This is a genomic window from Thermodesulfobacteriota bacterium (genome assembly GCA_040757775.1).
GTDB lineage: Bacteria > Desulfobacterota > UBA8473 > UBA8473 > UBA8473 > UBA8473.
Genome location: JBFLWQ010000002.1, coordinates 197,378 through 215,900 on the forward strand (window position 1 = coordinate 197,378; position 18,523 = coordinate 215,900).

The window sequence follows — 18,523 nt, forward strand, 5'->3', positions numbered from 1 at the left end:
CTGCAGGGTATCCAAAAATATTATTGTCGTCCAGACTCAGAGGGGAGGATTATGTAAATGCAGAATAAAGAGGAAACAGAAAAAATACTTGTGGAGCGAGACAGGTGGTTTCAGGAGAAATTCAGCAAAAGGAAGGCACCTGATGAGGAAGCAAGGTTGGCTTCCCGAAGTGCGCTCTCGGCTGGTGTTGGAAGGAAAGATTTTTACACACCTCTTGATCTATCTATAGATTACCTTAAGGATATTGGTTTCCCTGGACAATATCCTTTTACACGCGGTGTTCATCCATCCATGTATCTGGGGCGTCTCTGGACCATGAGACAGGTGACAGGCTACGGAACACCGGAAGAAACTAACAAGCGCTTCAAGTACCAGGTAAGCCAGGGACAGACCGGGCTGGCGGTTGTTCCCGATACACCTACGAGAGACGGTTATGACTCGGATCACCCTATGGCAAAAGGGGAAGTGGGAAGGTTAGGTGTACCCCTTGATACAATCGATGACATGGAAAGGCTCTTTGAAGGGCTCCCCCTTGATCAAATCAACCCTGCATTAATCGAGAGCGTTACCGGCACCATGGTAATACTGGCTATGTACTTCGCTCTGGCAGAGAACAAAGGCATACCCCTGGAGAAGCTCCGCGGGACGATTCAAAATAGCTGCCTTGCAAACTCTATTTACTGTGGGGAACTCAACATCTTCCCACCAGAACATGCCCTCAGGATAGCCACAGACATCTTCGAATACTGCAGTAAGTACGTTCCCAAGTGGAACACCGTAAATGTCGGGGGTTACCAGATAACCGAACAGGGTGCAAATACCGTTCAGGAACTTGGAATAAGTATGGCATTTGGCTTAACGTATCTTGAATCTGCCTTAAAAAGAGGGCTGGCTATAGACAGCTTTGCGCCAAGAATAGCTTTCTATTTCACCTCAGGAAACAACTTCTTCGAGGAAATTGCCAAATTCAGGGCAGCCAGGAGAATGTGGGCACGATTCATGAAAGAAAGAATGGGGGCTAAGGATGAACGGTCCATGATGTTGAGATATCACATTCAAACCTCGGCAGCTTCTCTTCCGGCACAAGAAGCACAAAACAATATCATACGGTGTACCCTGCATGCCATTACGGCAGCTCTGGGAGGGGTTCAATCACTGCATGTAAACTCCTTTGATGAAGCGTTAGCCTTACCCACTGAAGAATCCCTCCGAATCTCTTTGAGGACACAGCAGATTATTGCACATGAAAGCGGTATCTGTGATACGATTGATCCACTGGGAGGGTCCTATCTGGTTGAAGACCTGACTAACAAGATTGAAAAGGAAGCGACTGATTTAATAAATAAGATAGAAGATATGGGAGGGGGCAGTATCTTAAATGGTGTTATCATAGGGATTAAGAGCGGGTTCCTGGCAAGAGAGGTAATGGAAACCGATCAAGCCAAGCTCAAGGCTATTGAGGCGGGTGAGAAGGTCGTTATAGGTCAAAATAAATTCAGGATACCAGACGAGGAGGAACCTAATGTAACCCTTATGAAGGTAGACCCTGAACTGGAGAATATCCAGATTACCAGGTTGATTGAAATGAAGAAGGAACGTGATAATACCAGGGTCAAAAAGCAGTTAGATAAGCTTCGAGAGGTGGCAAAGAGCGATGAAAACATGATGCCAACGATGATAGAAACCGTTAAGTCCCATGCATCGCTGGGAGAGATCGTTCAGACTCTGAAGGAGGTATTTGGGTTTTTCGACAGGGTTCAGATAATTTAGTTTAGTAAACGGAGGTAAGTCAAATATGAAATCAAAGGGTAGGATTCGGATACTCATCGCTAAACCGGGTCTGGACACACATGATAGAGGAGCAAAGATGATTGCCAGGGCATGCAAGGACGCTGGCATGGAAGTCATATATCTAAAGCCAAAGCACACAGTAGACAACATTATTTCCGCTGCTATTGAGGAAGATGTGGACATAATCGGCTTAAGTATTCTGTCAGGAACACATATGGAGATGTGTTCGGGCATGGTGGATAAGATGAAAAAACAGAACTTAAATCTCCCGATTATTCTGGGCGGTATTATACCAAAAAGTGATATCCCCCTCTTAAAACGGCTTGGCATAAAAGAGGTTTTCAGAAGCGGTGTTCATACAAATACGGTGGTAAGATGGATAGAAGATGAAGTAAAGGGAGGAAGGTAGAATATGCGTGATGACATTGAGAAGATCAGAAGGGAAAAGGACAAGTGGTTTTCTGAGAAATTTATGAAACAATTATCAGGTTTGGGGGTAGAGTCACCTCCTCTGAAAGGGGACAAATTGCCTTTATATACCCCCCTAGATGTGGAAAACAAGTACCTGGAAGATATTGGATTTCCTGGAGAGTTTCCGTACACCAGAGGGGTCTACCCAGGGATGTATCTTGACAAGTTATGGATAATGCGGCAGATTGCAGGTTACGGAACGGCAAGAGAGACTAATCAGAGGTTTAAATATTTGCTGGAAAACGGTGAAACCGGGGTTACTGCAGTATTTGATTTTCCCACAGTTATGGGATTGGATTCAGATAACCCCATGGCAGAGGGTGAAGTGGGTAGATGTGGAGTCCCTGTTGACTCTGTCGAAGATATGCGTATTCTCTTTGACGGTATTCCCATTGACAGGGTCCATGTGGCATTGCTATCCAGTTATCCCTCTTCTCCAGCCATCTTTGCAGCGTATATAGCTATGGCGATGGAAAAAGGTTTAGCCATAGATTCCTTAGCCGGGTCTATTCAAAATCATTTCCTGGCATTCTATACCGCTTTGCCAAAATGCGCTAAAATTCCGCCACGAGATGCAATAAGGATTGCGGTGGATACCTTTGAATATTGCAGCAGATATATGCCCAGGTGGACTCCAATAAATATTACCGCTCATGTGATAAGGGAATCTGGAGCTACCATGATTCAGGAGCTGAGTTATTGCCTGGCCAATGCCATGGCATACGTAGAAGCGGCACTGGAGAGAGGATTGGATGTAGACAGCTTTGGCCCCAAACTGGCATTTTATTTTACCGCTGGAATGAATCTTTTCGAGGAAGTTGCCAAATACAGGGCTGCAAGGAGACTATGGGCAAGGATCATGAAGGAGAAATACAATGCCCGAAACCCTGCATCCCAGATGATAAGGTTTCACGCTCAGGGATCCGCTTTCACTGTAACTGCTCAACAGCCCCTGAATAATCTTATCAGGTCCACCATCCAGACACTGGCAGCAGCGTTAGGAGGTGCCCAGTCAATAAATGTAAATCCATTTGACGAATCCCTTTCCATCCCAAGTGAAGAATCTGTGAGGCTTGCTTTGAGAACATCACAGATTGTTGCCTATGAAACTGGAATAACAGAGACCATCGATCCCCTGGGCGGTTCCTATTACGTAGAAACACTTACAAACAAAACCGAAGAGGAAGTCAGGCAACTGTTAAAGCTCATAGAGGAAATGGGAGACGGAAGTATGCTAAATGGTGTTATAAAGGGGATTGAAAGCGGCTATTTTCTGCGGGAAGTTTCAAAGGCAGCCTATGATTACAATAAGGAAGTTGAATCAGGGGAAAGGGTAGTTGTTGGTTTAAATAGTTATAAGGTTGAAGAAGATATTCCAATTGAATTGTTGACAGTGGATCCAGAGCTTGAAAAGATTCAAGTAGAAAATCTTAAAAAATTGAAGAGAAACAGAGATGAAAAAAAGGTACACGAGACCCTTGAGAAAGTGAAGGAAGGAGCAGGAGGAAAGGGAAATCTAATACCTTTAATGATAGAGGCTATTCGTGCAAATGCGACTGTAGGAGAGATAACAGATTCTATAGTTAATGTGTTCGGTCTCTATCAGCCGAAAAGTGGAGTTATATAAATAATAATATTTAAGAGGAGACCAGTCCAAGATGGAAGAAAAACTTAGAATTCTGATCGCAAAACCCGGCTTAGACACCCACGAGAGGGGAGCAAAAATAATTTCGAGGACGCTGATAGAAGCTGGAATGGAAGTTATATACATGGCACAGATAAATTTAACTATTCCTCAAATTATTTCCTGCGCCATAGAAGAGGACGTTAACCTGATTGGTTTAAGCATACTTTCTGGTGCTCATCTGTCTATATGCCGCAATATAATAGACGAAATGAAGAAAAGAAATATAGATGATATGCCTGTTATTGTTGGTGGAGTCATCCCCAGACACGACGTACCAAAGTTAAAAGAAATGGGTATTCGGGAGGTTTTTGGTCCTGGGATACCAACCGAGACCGTCGTTGAATATGTAAAAGCACTTCAAGGTTGAATGTAGCGGTACAAAGGAAATTTTTGCTGGTAGAAGGTTAACTATAGATAGAGGACAGTTGGGAAAGTTTGGAGGTGATTGAACTGATGGCAAAGGGTGAAATAGTGGTAGACGAGACGTACTGTCGGGGATGCGGATACTGTAGAGATTTTTGCCCCAAGAAATGTATAATCCTACCCGAGGATAACTTTACACCGCAGGGTTACCGGCTTTTCTGTTTTGTCAATCCTGAAGACTGTAATGGTTGTGGTATATGCAGCTTTATGTGCCCTCACCATGCAATAGAGGTTTATAAATATGTTCAGTAATTAAATAGGCGATCCTGAAAAATTTCCTTTTCCGCTTTCTGGAGCAGGTTTTTTGACCCATCTATTACTTGCTCCAGGCATTTTCAGAAACTCGCCCTTCGGGCTCAAACACCTGAAAATGCTTATCTTCCGCTTCGTCAAGATGGGTACCCCCAAAAAATCCTGCTCATGTTCGCTCCAAAAGAAATTTTTCATTTTTCAGGGTAGAGTAAATAGGTGGTGGTAAAAAGTTGGTTATTGGGAATGATGGTAAATTGAAGATTACGAAACAAATCATATCAGCAATCCAACTACGTACAGGAGGAAACAATGGGAGAACGCTTGTTTGTGATTGGTAATGAGGCGATTGGTTGGGGCGCGCTGAACGCAGGATGTGATGCCTATATAGGGTATCCCATAACCCCTCAGAATGAAACTACAGAGTGGTTTGCCGGAGAGTTTCCAAAGAGGGGTAAGGTCTTTATCCAATCCCAGTCCGAGGTTGGCTCCATAAATATCCTTTTTGGTGCTGTTGCAACGGGGCATCGAGCTATGACTTCTACATCGGGGCCCGGATGGGGTCTGATGCAAGAGGGCATGTCTCATCTCTCAAACGGCGAAATGCCCTGTATTATATCCCTGGTTCAAAGGGGGGGGCCTGGAGCAGGCACTACAAGGCATGGCCAGATGGACTATCTTTCAGCTACGTGGGGAGGAGGCAATGGAGGGTATAAGAACATTGTTCTGACTCCTGCTTCTGTTCAGGAGACCCATGATTTTGTTCAGCTTGCGTTTTATCTGGCAGATAAGTACCGTAATCCGGTAATCGTGATGACCGATGGTCTTTTAGGACAGATGGCAGAGCCCCTGGAATTGAAAGTTCTTGATTTTGGCCCCGTTCCTGAAAAGGATTGGGCAGTTCGGGGACGGGCGAATCAACCGGATGGCATACGGAGGGTGGTAAACGTTATGCAAGGTCTCATACCGAGTCCACCGCACCCACCGTATACCGGTTTCTCAGATCTCTTAAAAGTCCTTAATGAAAAGTACGAGAGAATGAAAGAATCTGAAGTCAGGTATGAGACTTATTTGATAGATGATGCAGATCTGATTATTGTGGCATATGGGTATACAGCAAGGGTATCAAAGGAGGCTCTCAAAGCAGCCAGAAAAGATGGCTTCAGGGTTGGTATGATAAGGCCCTTGGCAGTGTGGCCTTTCCCCTATCAAATTGTAAGAGAAATGGCTTCTAAAGGGTGCCGATTTCTTGTGGTTGAGGACAGCCTGGGACAATTAGTTGAGGATGTCAGGATCGGTGCTCAGGGAAAGGCAGACGTCCATCTTCTCGGGGCATTGGCCCGCCATGACCCCGGAGATGGGGGGATGATCCTTCCCGATACGGTCATTAATGAGATATACAGGCTTATGAACAGATAAATTCTCTATAGGAGGTCTGGCAATTGAAAAAAAAGTTAGTTTCAGGATTACCTAAGCTGTGGGTACGCCATCCGGCAGAGAGGTTGGAGTGCCCTGGGTGTCAATATCCTATAATAACACGCATAGTGTATGACGTGATAGATGAACTTGGGATAGAGGGGAACACGATATTGGTCAATAGCTCTGCCTGCGGATTCGCTGTTATTCTGACCACTTCCACAGATTGTGTGCATGCCAATCACGGACAGGGTATAGATGCAGCTTGCGGAGTAAAGGCGCTCCTGCCGGATTCTCTCGTTGTTTGCTTCGGAGGAGACGGAGATGTTGCGGCGATTGGAGCTGGTGCGTTCGTCAATGCTGCGCAAAGGGCTGATAAATTTACTGTAATCATGGTAAACAATGGCCATTTCGCAATGACAGGGGGCCAATTGGCGCCTACAACCTTAATGGGGCAGATTACGACTACCACCCCTGAAGGACGTGGACCGAATATGGGTTATCCTGCCCGTATGCCGGAGATGATCGCTACGGTTCAGGGTGTTGCTTACTCTGCGAGGGGTGCCGCTAATACCCCTGCTAATTATTTGAAGACCAGGAAATATGTAAAAACTGCTTTTGAGAAACAGCTTGATAATATTGGTTTCAGTTTTGTAGAGTTTCTATCAGCATGTCCTACGGGATGGCGTATGACTCCTCAGGAAAGTATAAGATGGATAGAAGAAAAGATGATACCCGCACTCCCTCTCGGAGAATTTAAGAATGTTGACAGGCTTGACTGAGATTGATTACTTAAAAAAATATTTTGGGGGGAAATAAATTATGGGGCAAGAAACAAATAAACGGGCTGATTTGATAATTGCAGGTCTGGGGGGGCAGGGCATTCTTATGGGTGGAATGATTTTGGCGGCTGCAGCAATGTCTCAGTATAGAAACTCCCTCTGGCTTCCTTCTTATTCCAGTAGGGTCAGAGGTGGTCCCAGTGAATGTACTGTTGTATTCTCAGATGATGATATAGATTCTCCAGTGCTATCCAGGGCAGACGTAATCATCCTTGTAGACCCTCCCCAACTCAAACTCTTTGAGAAAAGGGTAAATGCCGGTGGATATTTTATCGTGGAGAGTACCGGGTTAAATGATACCTTAGAAAGAAAGGATATCAGGATGGTAACGGTTCCTGCCCTCAATATGGCAGTGGCTATGGGGGACAGGAGGACATCGAATATGATCCTTCTTGGGGTTTACATCGGGATAACAAAAAGCATCTCCGTACATTTTGTTGAAGAGGAGTTAGAAAAGAAATTTGGCAGAAAAGAGAAAGTTCTTTCATTGAACCTTGGTGCGTTTAAAAAGGGATTTGAAGAAGCAGCCAGATTTGTAGGATAGAATGTGCTTTTTGGTTAGAAGATCAGCTTGAAAATAAGCTGGATGGATTGTAAGGACGAGTAAAAAATCGTAGACAAGGAGGTATGGTTATGAAAAGAAAGGAAAGGTTTTTTGTGCTGGGAATTATTGTATTTTTTTTAATAACTCTTATGGCATCTTCAAGTCCTGCAGAATCGACAAGAGGGATAACTGACAATACAATACAAGTAGGTGCTATTTTTGACATTACAGGGCCACTGGCAGGTATATTTGTTCCTGTCTCGGATGGAATCAGGACATATACGAGACATGTGAATGATCAAGGGGGAATTAATGGAAGGAAAATCAAGTTAATTCTCGAAGATGACCGCTACAGCATCCCTCTGGCTGTGGCATCATTCAAAAAACTGTTATTCAGGGATAAGATAATGGCGCTTTTAGGGCCAGGGTCTACTGGAGAAACAAGTGTTTTGCTGAGGCACATAATGGAACAAAAGCTCCCCACAATCCCTGTTGCTGCGGATGAACAACTCGTTGACAAAAGGTACACTTTCGTAGCTACAGATTCTTACGATAACCAGGTAGGAATCATCTTTGAGTGGATAGTTGAGGAATCAAAGCCTACGAAACCCAAGATAGCATGTCTTGTTCTTGATATTGGTGCTAAGGTACAGTTCTTGAAAGCCGTTAAGAAGTGGTCTGAATTTTTTGGCCTGGATATTCCGATTATTATGACTACATTGGGTGCTATGGACCTCACTTCCGAGATATTGCTGATAAAAAAGGAAAAACCGGATTATGTAATACCGCTTACCGGTGTTGACACAATAATTAAGTTCATTAGAGATTCAAAAAAACTCGGGCTTGATACCAAAGTATGTGCAACATATACAGGAATCAACGAGGATGTTGTCAAAGGTGCTAAAGAGTTAGCGGATAGGGCATTTGGAGCCCATTTCTACAGTTCCTGGTACGATGATACACCGGGAATGGCTGAACTGAGAAAGACAACGCTTAAGTATTATCCCGGGACAGAAAAACCCTGGAGATCTAAAAACTATACTGTCGGCTGGATGCTGGCAACACTCCTTTATGAAGGGATGAAGAGGGCGGGCAAAGACCTGGATAATGAGAAACTCGTAGAAGGATTAGAAACCCTGAAAGATTTTGATACGAAAGGGATAGGTGCTCCAATTACCTACACCCCGAAAAACCATGCAGGAATTAAAGCCAACAAAATCTACAGAGGTGATCCAGCAACAGGAAAAGTTATTCCTATTAGTGGCTGGAGAAGCGCTCCAAAAATCAAATAGAGTCTGGGTTACTTATTCTGGAAGATTTTCTGACATAAAAGAGAAACCAGGGGAATACTATGTACACCCCTTTTCCAACATTTCTGCATTTTTCTCTGCATTTTTTTCTTGACAATAGTTTAGCATTAGTATACATGGAACCTCTATGAACGATTTTGACGAGAAAGAAATTTGTGCCAGAATCAAAAAAGTCCGGGTATCACAGAATATAACTATAGAGAAGTTGGCGTCACTAACGAAGTTCACTAAAGGTTATATTTCTCAAATGGAGAACTCAGAAAAGGCCCCACCTATATCTACTCTTGTAAGAATCGCTGCAGCATTAAATATAGACCCCATTTTTCTCCTTACCGGAGAAGAAAAAAAAGACGAAGATGTGAAATTTGAACTGATCAAAAAAAATGAGAGAAAAGAAATAGGGTCTAGAGGTGAATCTCTTGGGTATTTATATGAATCATTAGCATATCGGTCTTTCGGGAAACAGATGGAACCTACCCTGATTACAGTATATGATAAAACGGGTGAGTTACAGCATGAGGGTGAAGAGTTTGCTTATGTTCTAGAAGGAAAAGCAAAGTTCTATCATGGTAATAAAACTTATGTTGTTTTGGAAGAAGGAGATAGCATGTATTTTGATTCTGGTGTTACCCACTGGTGTGAAAGAATCGGGAGCAAACCATTCAAAGTGGTTTCAGTGATGTTACTCAAAAAAAGAACCTAATAATTTTTTTTGCCCAGTTGGTTTAGTAATGTTAAACAAAAGTCTTTGTTAGTTTAGAAAAATTAATATTTTCCTTTGCATCAAAAGGGATAAAATAAAAAAAGGGGGGGGTGATCTCTCAAAATAAACCGAACTGTTTAAAGGTTTCAAAGATTAATGGGTGGCTTACTATAATGTTTCCCGTTAAGTCTCTTTTCCTCAACCTCATACTACGTTCCAATCCTCATCGTGTTATATTCCATTTACGAATGCTTTAAGATTATCGAGTTACTGTTACCCAACCCAATTCAATTGAAACAATGTACCAGCAATTTAAAGTGAATAGCCCGGTATCGTTTATGGGGAAAAAGTCACTTTAAGTCTTGAAAGGAGGTGGATTTTGTTCTTCAGGAATTTTTAATGGACAAAGGAAATATCTGATTGGTTGTATTTCAAAGCTATTAAAAGGAGGGCAAAATGGAAAGAGAAGTCACAGTAATAGGATCAGATGCTGGCGGCACAATGACCGATATGTTCGTGATTGACAAAGTGGGTGACTTTGCCGTGGGGAAAGCAGCCACCACTCCGCACAACGAATCAATAGGTTTCTGGGGCTCGCTGGCAGACGCTTTTGAGGACTGGAACCTGGATTGGAACAAGATTTCTAAAGAAACCCTAGACAAGGTATTAGCGATTGTATATTCCGGCACAGCAATGCTCAATACCCTTATAACCAGGACAGGAAAGGTTACAGGCATCATTTGTACGAAGGGTTTTGAAGATACCTTGATTCACGAGAGAGGATGCGGGATACATGCGGGTTATAGTTACCAGGATAAGGTACACAAGCAGGCTCATCATCACAACGAGCCATTCGTTCCAAAGAAACTCATCAGAGGCGTAACTGAAAGAACATCTATCTTCGGAGAAATCCCTATCCCTCTCTATGAGAGCGAGGTGCGCAAAGCGGGAGCCGAACTTCTCGATAAAGGCGTCGAAGCAATCGTTATCTGGTTTTTATGTTCTTACCTCAATCCCTCCAATGAGAAAAGGGCGGCAGAGATTGTGAGGGAGGTTATGAAAGAAAAGAATAAGGAAGTACCTCTTTACCTTAGTGGTGAATTGGCACCAATAGCCAGGGAAGTATCCCGGTTAAATGCTGTTATCCTCCAAGCATACGGGGCGGAACCGGGAAGGGAGCACCTCCTTGAAATAGAAAGGAAACTTTACGAAAACAATTATAAAAACCCCTTGCAGATAGTGCTGGCTGATGGTGGCATCGCCAACATAACCTATCCAGCGTTGTACAAGGCCTGTTTTTCAGGACCTATCGGAGGGCTTCTGGGAGGTAAATACGTCTCACAAGTAATGGATATGCCCAATCTGGTTTGCAGCGATATGGGAGGCACCAGTTTCGATGTGGGCCTGATCATGGGTGGAGAAACAATCCTCTTGCGTGAGGTAGAACTAGGTAGAACCGTTTTAAATATCCCCACGATGGTGATGGACTCAATCGGGGCTGGATGCGGCATGTACGTTACGATTGATCCGGAGTCGAAAAGAGTGGAGATCGGTCCGGGTAGTGCAGGTTCAGATCCAGGGCCTGTTTGTTACGACATGGGAAACTACACTCCTACTGTCATGGATTGTGTTGTTATTCTGGGATTATTGAACCCGGATTACTACCTTGGGGGGAAGCTGAAGTTAAAGAAGGATCTTGCATTGAAGGCCGTAAAGGAAAAATGTTCAGATGTTTTGGGGGTTGACCCATATGATTTTTCGGAGGGGGTTCTCACTCTAATTAATGATCGTATGAATAGACATATCAACACCGTTCTTTCGGTAAGAGGTTATTCACCGGCAGATTACTATCTCATCGGTTATGGTGGTGCAGGGCCTTTATTCCTTGGGGGCTACGCAGGGGATATGCCGTTTAAAGGGGTTTTTACCGTGCCCTGGGCTGCCGCATTCTCAGCGTTTGGCTGCACTGTGGTTGATTACGTTCACAGGTATCAAAAGTCTACCCTTGTTCAGATCCCTCCCGGTGCAGATGAACAGACCAAAATGTTCATGGGTTCGATAATTAATTCTGGATGGCAGGAACTTGAGGAGAAAGCGATAAGAGAGATGAAGGAAGAAGGTTTCAAAGAGGAGCAGGTTACGTTTTCTCAGATCGCCTATGTTCGATATTTTGGACAGATGGAGGATCTGGAGGTCAAGTCCCCTGTAAAAAGGATTGAATCAGCGCAAGACATGGATAAGCTGATAAATGCCTTTGAAGAGATGTATTCCAGGGTATACGTCCATGGGGCACGACACCCCGAAGCAGGGTACCAGGTTTTAGAACTGGGGCTGATCTGTTCAAGTCCAAAACCCAAACCGGAACTGAGGAAGTTCAAACTGGAAGACAAGAAACCATCACTCGATGCATATAAGGGAGAGCGGGAAGTTTACGTGAGTGGTAAGTGGGAAAAAGCTGCATTATATGAAATGGACAGACTACTACCCGGTAACGAGGTTAAGGGCTTAGCGATAATCGAGGCCCCTGCAACAACGCTGCCCGTGCCCGAAGGGAAAAAGGTAGTAATAGATGAATACCGACGGTACTGGCTAAGAAAGGCTTGAAAAACAGAGGGGATAGGACAGCCGGACCAGAGTTTAGATTGGATTATAAGAAGGAGGTTTAAAATGGAGACAATAGCAAAAAAACAAGAGGGAATATGCTGGAAAGGAAGGAAATTAAAAGACCTGCTCGGGGAAAGCGAGAGGCTCTATGAGGAGACGGGGTGCTATTATGGTTTGGAGAAATTGAAGTTACATGAAGATGACCCGCTTAAACTAGAGTTGCTTTTTTCCCGCTTGCTGGCAGCTACTGTAGCCGGGAGGGAGGCAACACGCATGATCTCAGGGTCGCCTCTCGTCAGGGAGGTAGCTGAGCTGGCAACAGCACTTTATACGGCGGAGGGGGACTGTGTGCTTCAGTCTACTGGCATCATTATCCACATTCCCCTCATGGGACAGGTAATAAAATATATGATCAGTCAGAATTATGAGGAAGTGGAAGGTATTAATGAGGGAGACATATTTACGAGTAATGATAACGCCATAGCCGGGATGCATCCACCAGATGTGTATGATATCTGTCCGATTTTCTGGCAGGGTAAGCTGATCGCATGGGCAGCAACAGTAATCATGGAGGCTGAGTTGGGCGCGATCTCACCGGGGTGCATGCCCTCGGCGGCTACGGAGAGGTTCGTAGACGGACTCAGATTCTCTGCGGAGAAGACCGGCGTCAATGATGAGTTTCTCCCATCGGTGATACGGCGTATTCGCTTCAGTACGCGTCTTCCCGATCTTTTCATACTTGATCGGAAAGGTGCCCTGGGCGCCAATGTAAAAGTCAGAGAGGAGATTAAAGAGGTGGCCCAGGAGTTTGGTGTAGAGTACTTCCTGGAAGGGGCAAGGGAAATTATCGAGATGGAGAGGAGAGCACAGCTCAATAGAGTACGAACAAGGACTGTGCCAGGTAAGCTTCATTCTCCTGTTGCATTCGAGAACTACATGACTAGGACATTTGTTCCTCCTCATCACGCCATTGACCAGGTAACACTGGTACCCATGGATTTTTTCATTAAGCCTGACGGTAAATACTTTCTTGATTTGGATGGTGCAGGCCCGTGGGGCTGGCATCCAAGCAATACTACGCCGTCTTCAATGACAGGGGCCATGTGTTTGGCTCTCACTCAGACGATTGCATACACAGGCAGTGCCAATCACGGAACGATTCTGTGTGCAGACATGAACTTACCATACGATACGTATGTCAACCCGAGTTCACCCAATATCGCCACTCAAAACCTATTCAGTTTCCCTATAAATGGCGGAAGTGTTTGGATCGGATTGCAGTCGAGGGCTTTCTTTTCCAGAGGTTTCGTTGAAGAGTGCATGGTGGGGTCTCCTGGGACTGCCCTTTACTCGATGGCAGGAAAAGATCACATGGGCAATGATTTTGGGTTTCTCATGACCGATGTGGCAGGAACACATGGAAGCGGCGCTTTTGCCATCAGGGATGGATTCAGTTCTTACGCCATATGGCAGCCGGTAACTGACATGGGCAATTGTGAAATCTGGGAACTGATACTCCCACTCATCTGGACAGGGAGGAACTTGCTGCCTGATGGATGCGGATGGGGAAAATACCGTTCCGGATTTGCGATTGTCGGAAACTGGATGATATACAAAACCCCTCTCCTTGTCTTTGATTGCACCCCTGTGGTAATGGCAGACAAGATTTACCCGAACACCGGCACACACGGAGGCTATCCCGCAGTGGGTCCGTTTTACAAGCTGGTCACCAATGCAAATACCGACGAGCTAATCAAGGAGATGAAACCTTTGGCTCACGGAATGGGTTATCCGGGCAAAGGCGATATCGAAGAGAACATAAAAGGTAAATTCGCTCTCGAGACTTCTAGGGGCGTCACGATGAAGGATGTCAGCAAACACGGTGACTGGATTCAGCTAAGCTATGGGAGTCAGGGAGGAGGATTCGGCGATCCTATAAAGAGGGACGTCAAGTTGATCAAAAGGGATCTGGACAATAGGTTAATAACTATCGATGCGTGTCGCAAGATTCACTGCGCCGAAGCCAACTATGATCGGACCAGAGATGAGTGGATAATTGACGACAAAAAGACGGAGCAACTGAGGAAGGAGAAGATACGGGCAAGGTTGAAGAAGGGTATTCCTGTAAAAGAATGGTATAAGAACCGCAGAAAGGACATCCTACAAAAGAATATGCCAGACCTCATCAAAACTATGTACAACGGTTCTCTGGAAAAAGGGAAGAGATGGCCAGGTGAATTCAGGGCATTCTGGGGTTTACCGGAGAATTTTACTTTCTAGATAACTAAAAGGAAGGAGGAGTGTTCATGACTACATATCCGAAAGAGACTATAAAACTCTTAATTGATGGTAACCTTCCATGGGACCAGACTAAGGGCATTGTTTCAGACCACAAAGATGAAGATCGTTTTGACAAATACGTGGAAGTCCTTCAGGAACAGGTATCGTGGAAAGACAAAATCCTGCTCAGATTGAGTGATGATTTATTTATTGTGGAAAAGGGCAATGACAGGCTTGTAAAATGCCGGTGCGGCCACGAGTATGGCGATTACAGAGAAAACTGGAAGCTCAATGCATTGATTCATGTACGAGAAACGAAGAAAGAGTTAGATGAGCTGTACCCGTATCCAAGCCAACCAGACCCCAAAATGTGCGAGGTGAGGGAGTTCTGTTGCCCGGGCTGCGGAACGCAACTGGAAGTGGAGACGGTACCTTTCGGTTATCCGCTGGTCTTTGATTTTTTGCCTGATTTGGACACCTTTTACAGAGAGTGGTTAGGTAAACCCTTGAAGACGAGCAAGGAATTTAAAGACCTGACTTATGATGTTGTCAAAAAGTGGGCTGAGAAATAAGGTAGAAGAATGAGTAAAGGGTGAAAGAGAGCAGACTGGATCTTAATCCGTCTGCCCTCTTTTAATTTGACTATATGGATGAGGGAGGGGTGTTTTATGCCGATTGACAAGGTGTTGAAGAATTTTGATGAGGCTGTAGCCGACATATCAGATGGGGCAGTGGTTGCCCTCAGTTGTTTTGGGGGTCCGTTACATGCTCCACAGAATCTTATACGGGCTGTAGCCAGAAATGGTCCTAAGGATCTTACAGTAATTGCCCATGCTGTTGGGGTTGCCGAGGGACAGATAGTTTTTGGGTGGCCATTGCATGTCGACCACGGAATATGGATCGAGAGGGAGATGGTGCGAAAGCTCATAGCCGGATTTCCTTTCCTACCGACTGTGGAGACTCCCCCGAAGAGAGAATGGAAGGCAGGTAGGCTTGAGGTTGTGAACCTACCTCACGGTACGCTACAGGTAAAGCTCTGGGCTGCAGGTGCCGGGGTGGGAGGAGTTTACGTTCGCACCGGAGTGGGAACGGTAGTCGAGGAAGGTAAGGAGAAGAGGTTATTTGATGGTGAAGAGTATATCCTGGAGGAGCCTTTTAAAATCGATTTCAGCTTGGTGCGGGCTTACAAGGCGGACAGGCTCGGGAATCTAATATATGATGGATGTCAGAGGGCCACGGCAGTCATGGTGGCAAGGGCGGGGAAGATAACGATAGCGGAGGTTGATGAGATCGTTGAGGTTGGAGAGTTAAACCCTGAACACATCATTACGCCAGGCATATACGTCCATCGTATATTGGAGGTTCCGAAGGAGGGGTAGACATGGGGGATAACGATACGAGAAAAGGATTATTATCTAAGAAGAGGCTTGATGAGAAGGGGATAATAGCGAGGGCGAGCAAGGAGTTAAAGGATGGTCAGTATGTGAATCTTGGTTTTGGTATGCCTACGCTTTTGTCGAACATGTTGCCATTTCCTGATAAGACCCTGATACTCCAGGCTGAGACAGGGCTTCTGAATTATGGGCGAATGGCTACGAAAGAAGAAGCAGAGGAGGCAAAGTACAAGTACATAGATGGGAGCGGCATGGCTGTGATACCCCTCCCGGGCTTATGCATCTTCAACATGGAAGAGGGGTTTGACATGATTCGATCAGGAAAGGTTGATTGGACCATTCTTGGCGGTCTTCAGGTATCAGAGAAAGGAGATCTGGCAAACTGGAGGTCCCCAGGGGTGTTGAGCAGCATCGGCGGCGCGATGGATCTGGCAGTGGGTGCCAAGAACGTTATGGTTTGTATGATGCATTGCACCCCTAAAGGAGAATTTAAAATAGTTAAAGAATGTTCTTTCGATTTGACAGCAAAGGGGTGCGTCGATATAATCGTTACCGATATTGCGGTCATATATGTGACGGAAAAAGGTCTTTTACTGAGGGAGGTTGCTCCGGGATGGACGTCAGAGGATGTGCAGACTTTGACAGAGCCAAAGCTGATTATAAGTTCTGATCTTAAGGAGATTGACTTGTAGAAATCCTTGGGATACCAGGAGGTATTGAGAATGAGTACATGGGTTGACAGATCGTTGGGTGATATTCTTGATGACACAACCATGAAGTTTCCTGATAGGGAGGCAATAGTATTCAGGGATCAGAGGATAACCTACAGACAGTTTCAGGAAAAGGTTAATGTTCTTGCAAAAGGTCTTATAAATCTGGGTGTTAAAAGGGGAGACAAGGTAGTCCTGTGGATGAGCAACCAGCCGGAGTGGCTTTATACAAAATTTTCAATCTCCAAGATCGGCGCTGTGATGGTAGCCATAAACACCTGGTACAGGCTTTACGAGCTGGAGTATATCCTGAAGCAGTCGGATACAACCACAATAATAATGATGGATAGGTTTTTGAATAATGATTTTGTAGGGATGCTCACAGAGCTCTGCCCTGAGCTTGGCAGATGTGAGCCGGGAAAGCTGCAATCTGAAAAGTTCCCTCTTTTAACCAATGTAGTATCTTTTAGTAAGAAAAGCTATGATGGGATGTTTGATTTTCAAAAGATTACAGAATGGGGTAAAGACATCTCAGATAATAGATTAAGAGAGATTCAGTGTACAGTAAAACCAGGCGATATAGCGAATCTTCTCTACACCTCAGGTACAACTGCCTTTCCCAAGGGGGTACAGCTTAGCCACATAAACATAGGGAGAAATGGTTTTAATATTGGTAACCGTCAGGGGTTTACAGAAAAAGACCGGCTGTGGTTATCCGTCCCCCTGTTTTTTTCTTTTGCCTGCTGCAATGCAACACTAACCACCATAACCCATGGGGGCTGCATCGTTTTACAAGAGTCCTTTGATCCAGGGGAGGCATTAGCGTTGATGGACATAGAAAAATGTACTGTTTACTATGGTATGCCCAATATGAGCTTAGCGATACTCGATAACCCTGACTTAAGGAAATATAATACGAAGTCACTGAGAACTGGAGTAACCATAGGTGCGCCTGAGATTATTAGCAGGGTGATAGAAGAGCTTGGTCCGAAGGAGATATGCAATGCTTTCGGGCTTACCGAGACGGCTGCTGTATCATCAATTACCTCCTGTACTGATCCTCTGGAGACACGACTCCATAAAGTGGGCAAACCACTTCCCGGAGTCGAGATAAAAATTACAGACCCTGATACAGGGAAGGTTTTATCTGTTGGTAAAGAGGGAGAGATATGCATCAGGGGATACAATGTGACAAAGGGTTATTACAAAAAGCCCAAAGAGACATCCGATGCTATAGATAGTGAAGGATGGCTTCATTCGGGAGACCTGGGTATTCTGGATGAGGATGGCTACCTCAGCTTCAAAGGTCGGATTAAGGACATGTTGAAGAGTGGGGGTATAAATATATCCACATTGGAGGTTGAGGAGTTTTTGCATCGTCATCCGAAGGTAAGAGAAGCGCATATGATAGGTGTGCCTGACAAGATAAAGGATGAGGTTGGTTTAGTGTTTATAGAGTTGAAAGAGGGGGAGACGTGTACAGAGGAGGAGATAATCGGTTTCTGCAAAGGGAAGATAGCGAGTTTCAAGATTCCAAGATATGTAATATTTGGTAAGGACTTCCCCAGAACCGCTACCGGTAAGGTGCAGAAGTTTAAGTTGAAAGAGGTTGGGTTAAAGGAGCTAGAAAAGAAGTCGGGAAGCACTTAGAATTATTCTGTTATCAATATAAAGGAGGTTACTTCAGTATGAAGTATACACGCATCTATGCCGATTCAAGCGGCGAGTCTCATTTCGAGGATGTCGAAGTCGAGATCAAAGAGGTCAATTTTGCCCCTCCGGCACCGCCAGTAAATCTTTCCTCTTTTAACCCAGCTTCCCAGTACTGCTTTTTAGAAAGCCCAGCTGGCTGGTATGGTGATTGGCACCCAACACCACAGCGGCAGCTTTTCTTTTTTCTTTCGGGCGAAATAGAGATCGAAGTTAGCGACGGTGAAATACGCCAATTTGGACCAGGTAGCATCACATTTCAGGAGGACACGGTGGGCAAAGGTCATGCCAGCCGGGTTCTTGGTGATAACATTGCACGTATGGTGGCTGTGCAATTGCCTGATTCGGAACCTATCTGACCACATTCCCACAATTCATTCTCAGCAGTG

Annotated in this window: 17 protein-coding genes; all 17 read left to right on the forward strand. The window is 44.8% G+C overall.

Annotated elements, in window-relative coordinates:
* The first annotated feature begins 57 nt into the window (after nt 1-57).
* The 17 genes from AB1401_02390 to AB1401_02470 all read left to right on the forward strand — a co-directional run bounded on the left by AB1401_02390 (nt 58) and on the right by AB1401_02470 (nt 18,493).
* Nucleotides 58-1,770, forward strand: a complete 1,713-nt coding sequence (locus AB1401_02390; GenBank protein ID MEW6614307.1) for a methylmalonyl-CoA mutase family protein — start codon at nt 58-60, stop codon at nt 1,768-1,770.
* A gap of 25 nt (nt 1,771-1,795) precedes the next feature.
* The gene (locus tag AB1401_02395) at nt 1,796-2,200 is read left to right on the forward strand and encodes a cobalamin-dependent protein (GenBank protein MEW6614308.1); all 405 of its coding nucleotides are present in this window, start codon (nt 1,796-1,798) and stop codon (nt 2,198-2,200) included.
* A gap of 3 nt (nt 2,201-2,203) precedes the next feature.
* Nucleotides 2,204-3,889 (forward strand): methylmalonyl-CoA mutase family protein, encoded by a 1,686-nt coding sequence (locus AB1401_02400; protein MEW6614309.1) that lies wholly within the window; start codon nt 2,204-2,206, stop codon nt 3,887-3,889.
* A 31-nt stretch (nt 3,890-3,920) separates the two neighbouring features.
* Nucleotides 3,921-4,316, forward strand: a complete 396-nt coding sequence (locus AB1401_02405; GenBank protein ID MEW6614310.1) for a cobalamin-dependent protein — start codon at nt 3,921-3,923, stop codon at nt 4,314-4,316.
* A gap of 86 nt (nt 4,317-4,402) precedes the next feature.
* Nucleotides 4,403-4,624 (forward strand): 4Fe-4S binding protein, encoded by a 222-nt coding sequence (locus tag AB1401_02410; GenBank protein MEW6614311.1) that lies wholly within the window; start codon nt 4,403-4,405, stop codon nt 4,622-4,624.
* Between the two features lie 309 nt (nt 4,625-4,933).
* Nucleotides 4,934-6,040, forward strand: coding sequence for a 3-methyl-2-oxobutanoate dehydrogenase subunit VorB (gene vorB / locus AB1401_02415; GenBank protein MEW6614312.1), 1,107 nt, complete (start codon nt 4,934-4,936; stop codon nt 6,038-6,040).
* Nucleotides 6,041-6,063: 23 nt separating this feature from the next.
* A complete protein-coding gene (locus tag AB1401_02420) occupies nt 6,064-6,819 on the forward strand; it encodes a thiamine pyrophosphate-dependent enzyme (protein MEW6614313.1) in 756 nt (251 codons plus the stop codon).
* A gap of 40 nt (nt 6,820-6,859) precedes the next feature.
* Nucleotides 6,860-7,423: a 2-oxoacid:acceptor oxidoreductase family protein gene (locus AB1401_02425; GenBank protein MEW6614314.1), complete on the forward strand. Its 564-nt coding sequence runs from the start codon at nt 6,860-6,862 to the stop codon at nt 7,421-7,423.
* 89 nt (nt 7,424-7,512) lie between these two features.
* A complete protein-coding gene (locus AB1401_02430; protein MEW6614315.1) occupies nt 7,513-8,715 on the forward strand; it encodes an ABC transporter substrate-binding protein in 1,203 nt (400 codons plus the stop codon).
* Nucleotides 8,716-8,860: 145 nt separating this feature from the next.
* Entirely contained in the window at nt 8,861-9,436 is a 576-nt protein-coding gene (locus tag AB1401_02435; GenBank protein MEW6614316.1) for a cupin domain-containing protein, read from the forward strand.
* A gap of 456 nt (nt 9,437-9,892) precedes the next feature.
* Nucleotides 9,893-12,040 carry a hydantoinase/oxoprolinase family protein gene (locus AB1401_02440; protein MEW6614317.1) on the forward strand — a complete coding sequence of 716 codons (2,148 nt, stop codon included), beginning with the start codon at nt 9,893-9,895 and terminating at the stop codon, nt 12,038-12,040.
* Nucleotides 12,041-12,103: 63 nt separating this feature from the next.
* Nucleotides 12,104-14,320, forward strand: coding sequence for a hydantoinase B/oxoprolinase family protein (locus AB1401_02445; GenBank protein ID MEW6614318.1), 2,217 nt, complete (start codon nt 12,104-12,106; stop codon nt 14,318-14,320).
* Nucleotides 14,321-14,346: 26 nt separating this feature from the next.
* On the forward strand, nt 14,347-14,892 hold the full coding sequence (locus AB1401_02450; GenBank protein ID MEW6614319.1) for an acetone carboxylase subunit gamma: 546 nt from the start codon (nt 14,347-14,349) through the stop codon (nt 14,890-14,892).
* 96 nt (nt 14,893-14,988) lie between these two features.
* Complete coding sequence (locus tag AB1401_02455) at nt 14,989-15,699, forward strand: 3-oxoacid CoA-transferase subunit A (protein MEW6614320.1); 711 nt, start codon at nt 14,989-14,991, stop codon at nt 15,697-15,699.
* Between the two features lie 2 nt (nt 15,700-15,701).
* Nucleotides 15,702-16,406 (forward strand): CoA-transferase, encoded by a 705-nt coding sequence (locus tag AB1401_02460; GenBank protein MEW6614321.1) that lies wholly within the window; start codon nt 15,702-15,704, stop codon nt 16,404-16,406.
* A 30-nt stretch (nt 16,407-16,436) separates the two neighbouring features.
* Complete coding sequence (locus tag AB1401_02465; GenBank protein ID MEW6614322.1) at nt 16,437-18,074, forward strand: AMP-binding protein; 1,638 nt, start codon at nt 16,437-16,439, stop codon at nt 18,072-18,074.
* 38 nt (nt 18,075-18,112) lie between these two features.
* Nucleotides 18,113-18,493: a cupin domain-containing protein gene (locus tag AB1401_02470; GenBank protein ID MEW6614323.1), complete on the forward strand. Its 381-nt coding sequence runs from the start codon at nt 18,113-18,115 to the stop codon at nt 18,491-18,493.
* Nucleotides 18,494-18,523 lie beyond the last annotated feature (30 nt).

Excerpts from the sequence above, each read along its gene's own strand:
- AB1401_02390 (MEW6614307.1), top strand. The coding sequence starts at position 58 with ATGCAGAATAAAGAGGAAACAGAAAAAATACTTGTGGAGCGAGACAGG.
- AB1401_02395 (MEW6614308.1), top strand. The coding sequence starts at position 1,796 with ATGAAATCAAAGGGTAGGATTCGGATACTCATCGCTAAACCGGGTCTG.
- AB1401_02400 (MEW6614309.1), top strand. The coding sequence starts at position 2,204 with ATGCGTGATGACATTGAGAAGATCAGAAGGGAAAAGGACAAGTGGTTT.
- AB1401_02405 (MEW6614310.1), top strand. The coding sequence starts at position 3,921 with ATGGAAGAAAAACTTAGAATTCTGATCGCAAAACCCGGCTTAGACACC.
- AB1401_02410 (MEW6614311.1), top strand. The coding sequence starts at position 4,403 with ATGGCAAAGGGTGAAATAGTGGTAGACGAGACGTACTGTCGGGGATGC.
- vorB (MEW6614312.1), top strand. The coding sequence starts at position 4,934 with ATGGGAGAACGCTTGTTTGTGATTGGTAATGAGGCGATTGGTTGGGGC.
- AB1401_02425 (MEW6614314.1), top strand. The coding sequence starts at position 6,860 with ATGGGGCAAGAAACAAATAAACGGGCTGATTTGATAATTGCAGGTCTG.
- AB1401_02430 (MEW6614315.1), top strand. The coding sequence starts at position 7,513 with ATGAAAAGAAAGGAAAGGTTTTTTGTGCTGGGAATTATTGTATTTTTT.
- AB1401_02435 (MEW6614316.1), top strand. The coding sequence starts at position 8,861 with ATGAACGATTTTGACGAGAAAGAAATTTGTGCCAGAATCAAAAAAGTC.
- AB1401_02440 (MEW6614317.1), top strand. The coding sequence starts at position 9,893 with ATGGAAAGAGAAGTCACAGTAATAGGATCAGATGCTGGCGGCACAATG.
- AB1401_02445 (MEW6614318.1), top strand. The coding sequence starts at position 12,104 with ATGGAGACAATAGCAAAAAAACAAGAGGGAATATGCTGGAAAGGAAGG.
- AB1401_02450 (MEW6614319.1), top strand. The coding sequence starts at position 14,347 with ATGACTACATATCCGAAAGAGACTATAAAACTCTTAATTGATGGTAAC.
- AB1401_02455 (MEW6614320.1), top strand. The coding sequence starts at position 14,989 with ATGCCGATTGACAAGGTGTTGAAGAATTTTGATGAGGCTGTAGCCGAC.
- AB1401_02460 (MEW6614321.1), top strand. The coding sequence starts at position 15,702 with ATGGGGGATAACGATACGAGAAAAGGATTATTATCTAAGAAGAGGCTT.
- AB1401_02465 (MEW6614322.1), top strand. The coding sequence starts at position 16,437 with ATGAGTACATGGGTTGACAGATCGTTGGGTGATATTCTTGATGACACA.
- AB1401_02470 (MEW6614323.1), top strand. The coding sequence starts at position 18,113 with ATGAAGTATACACGCATCTATGCCGATTCAAGCGGCGAGTCTCATTTC.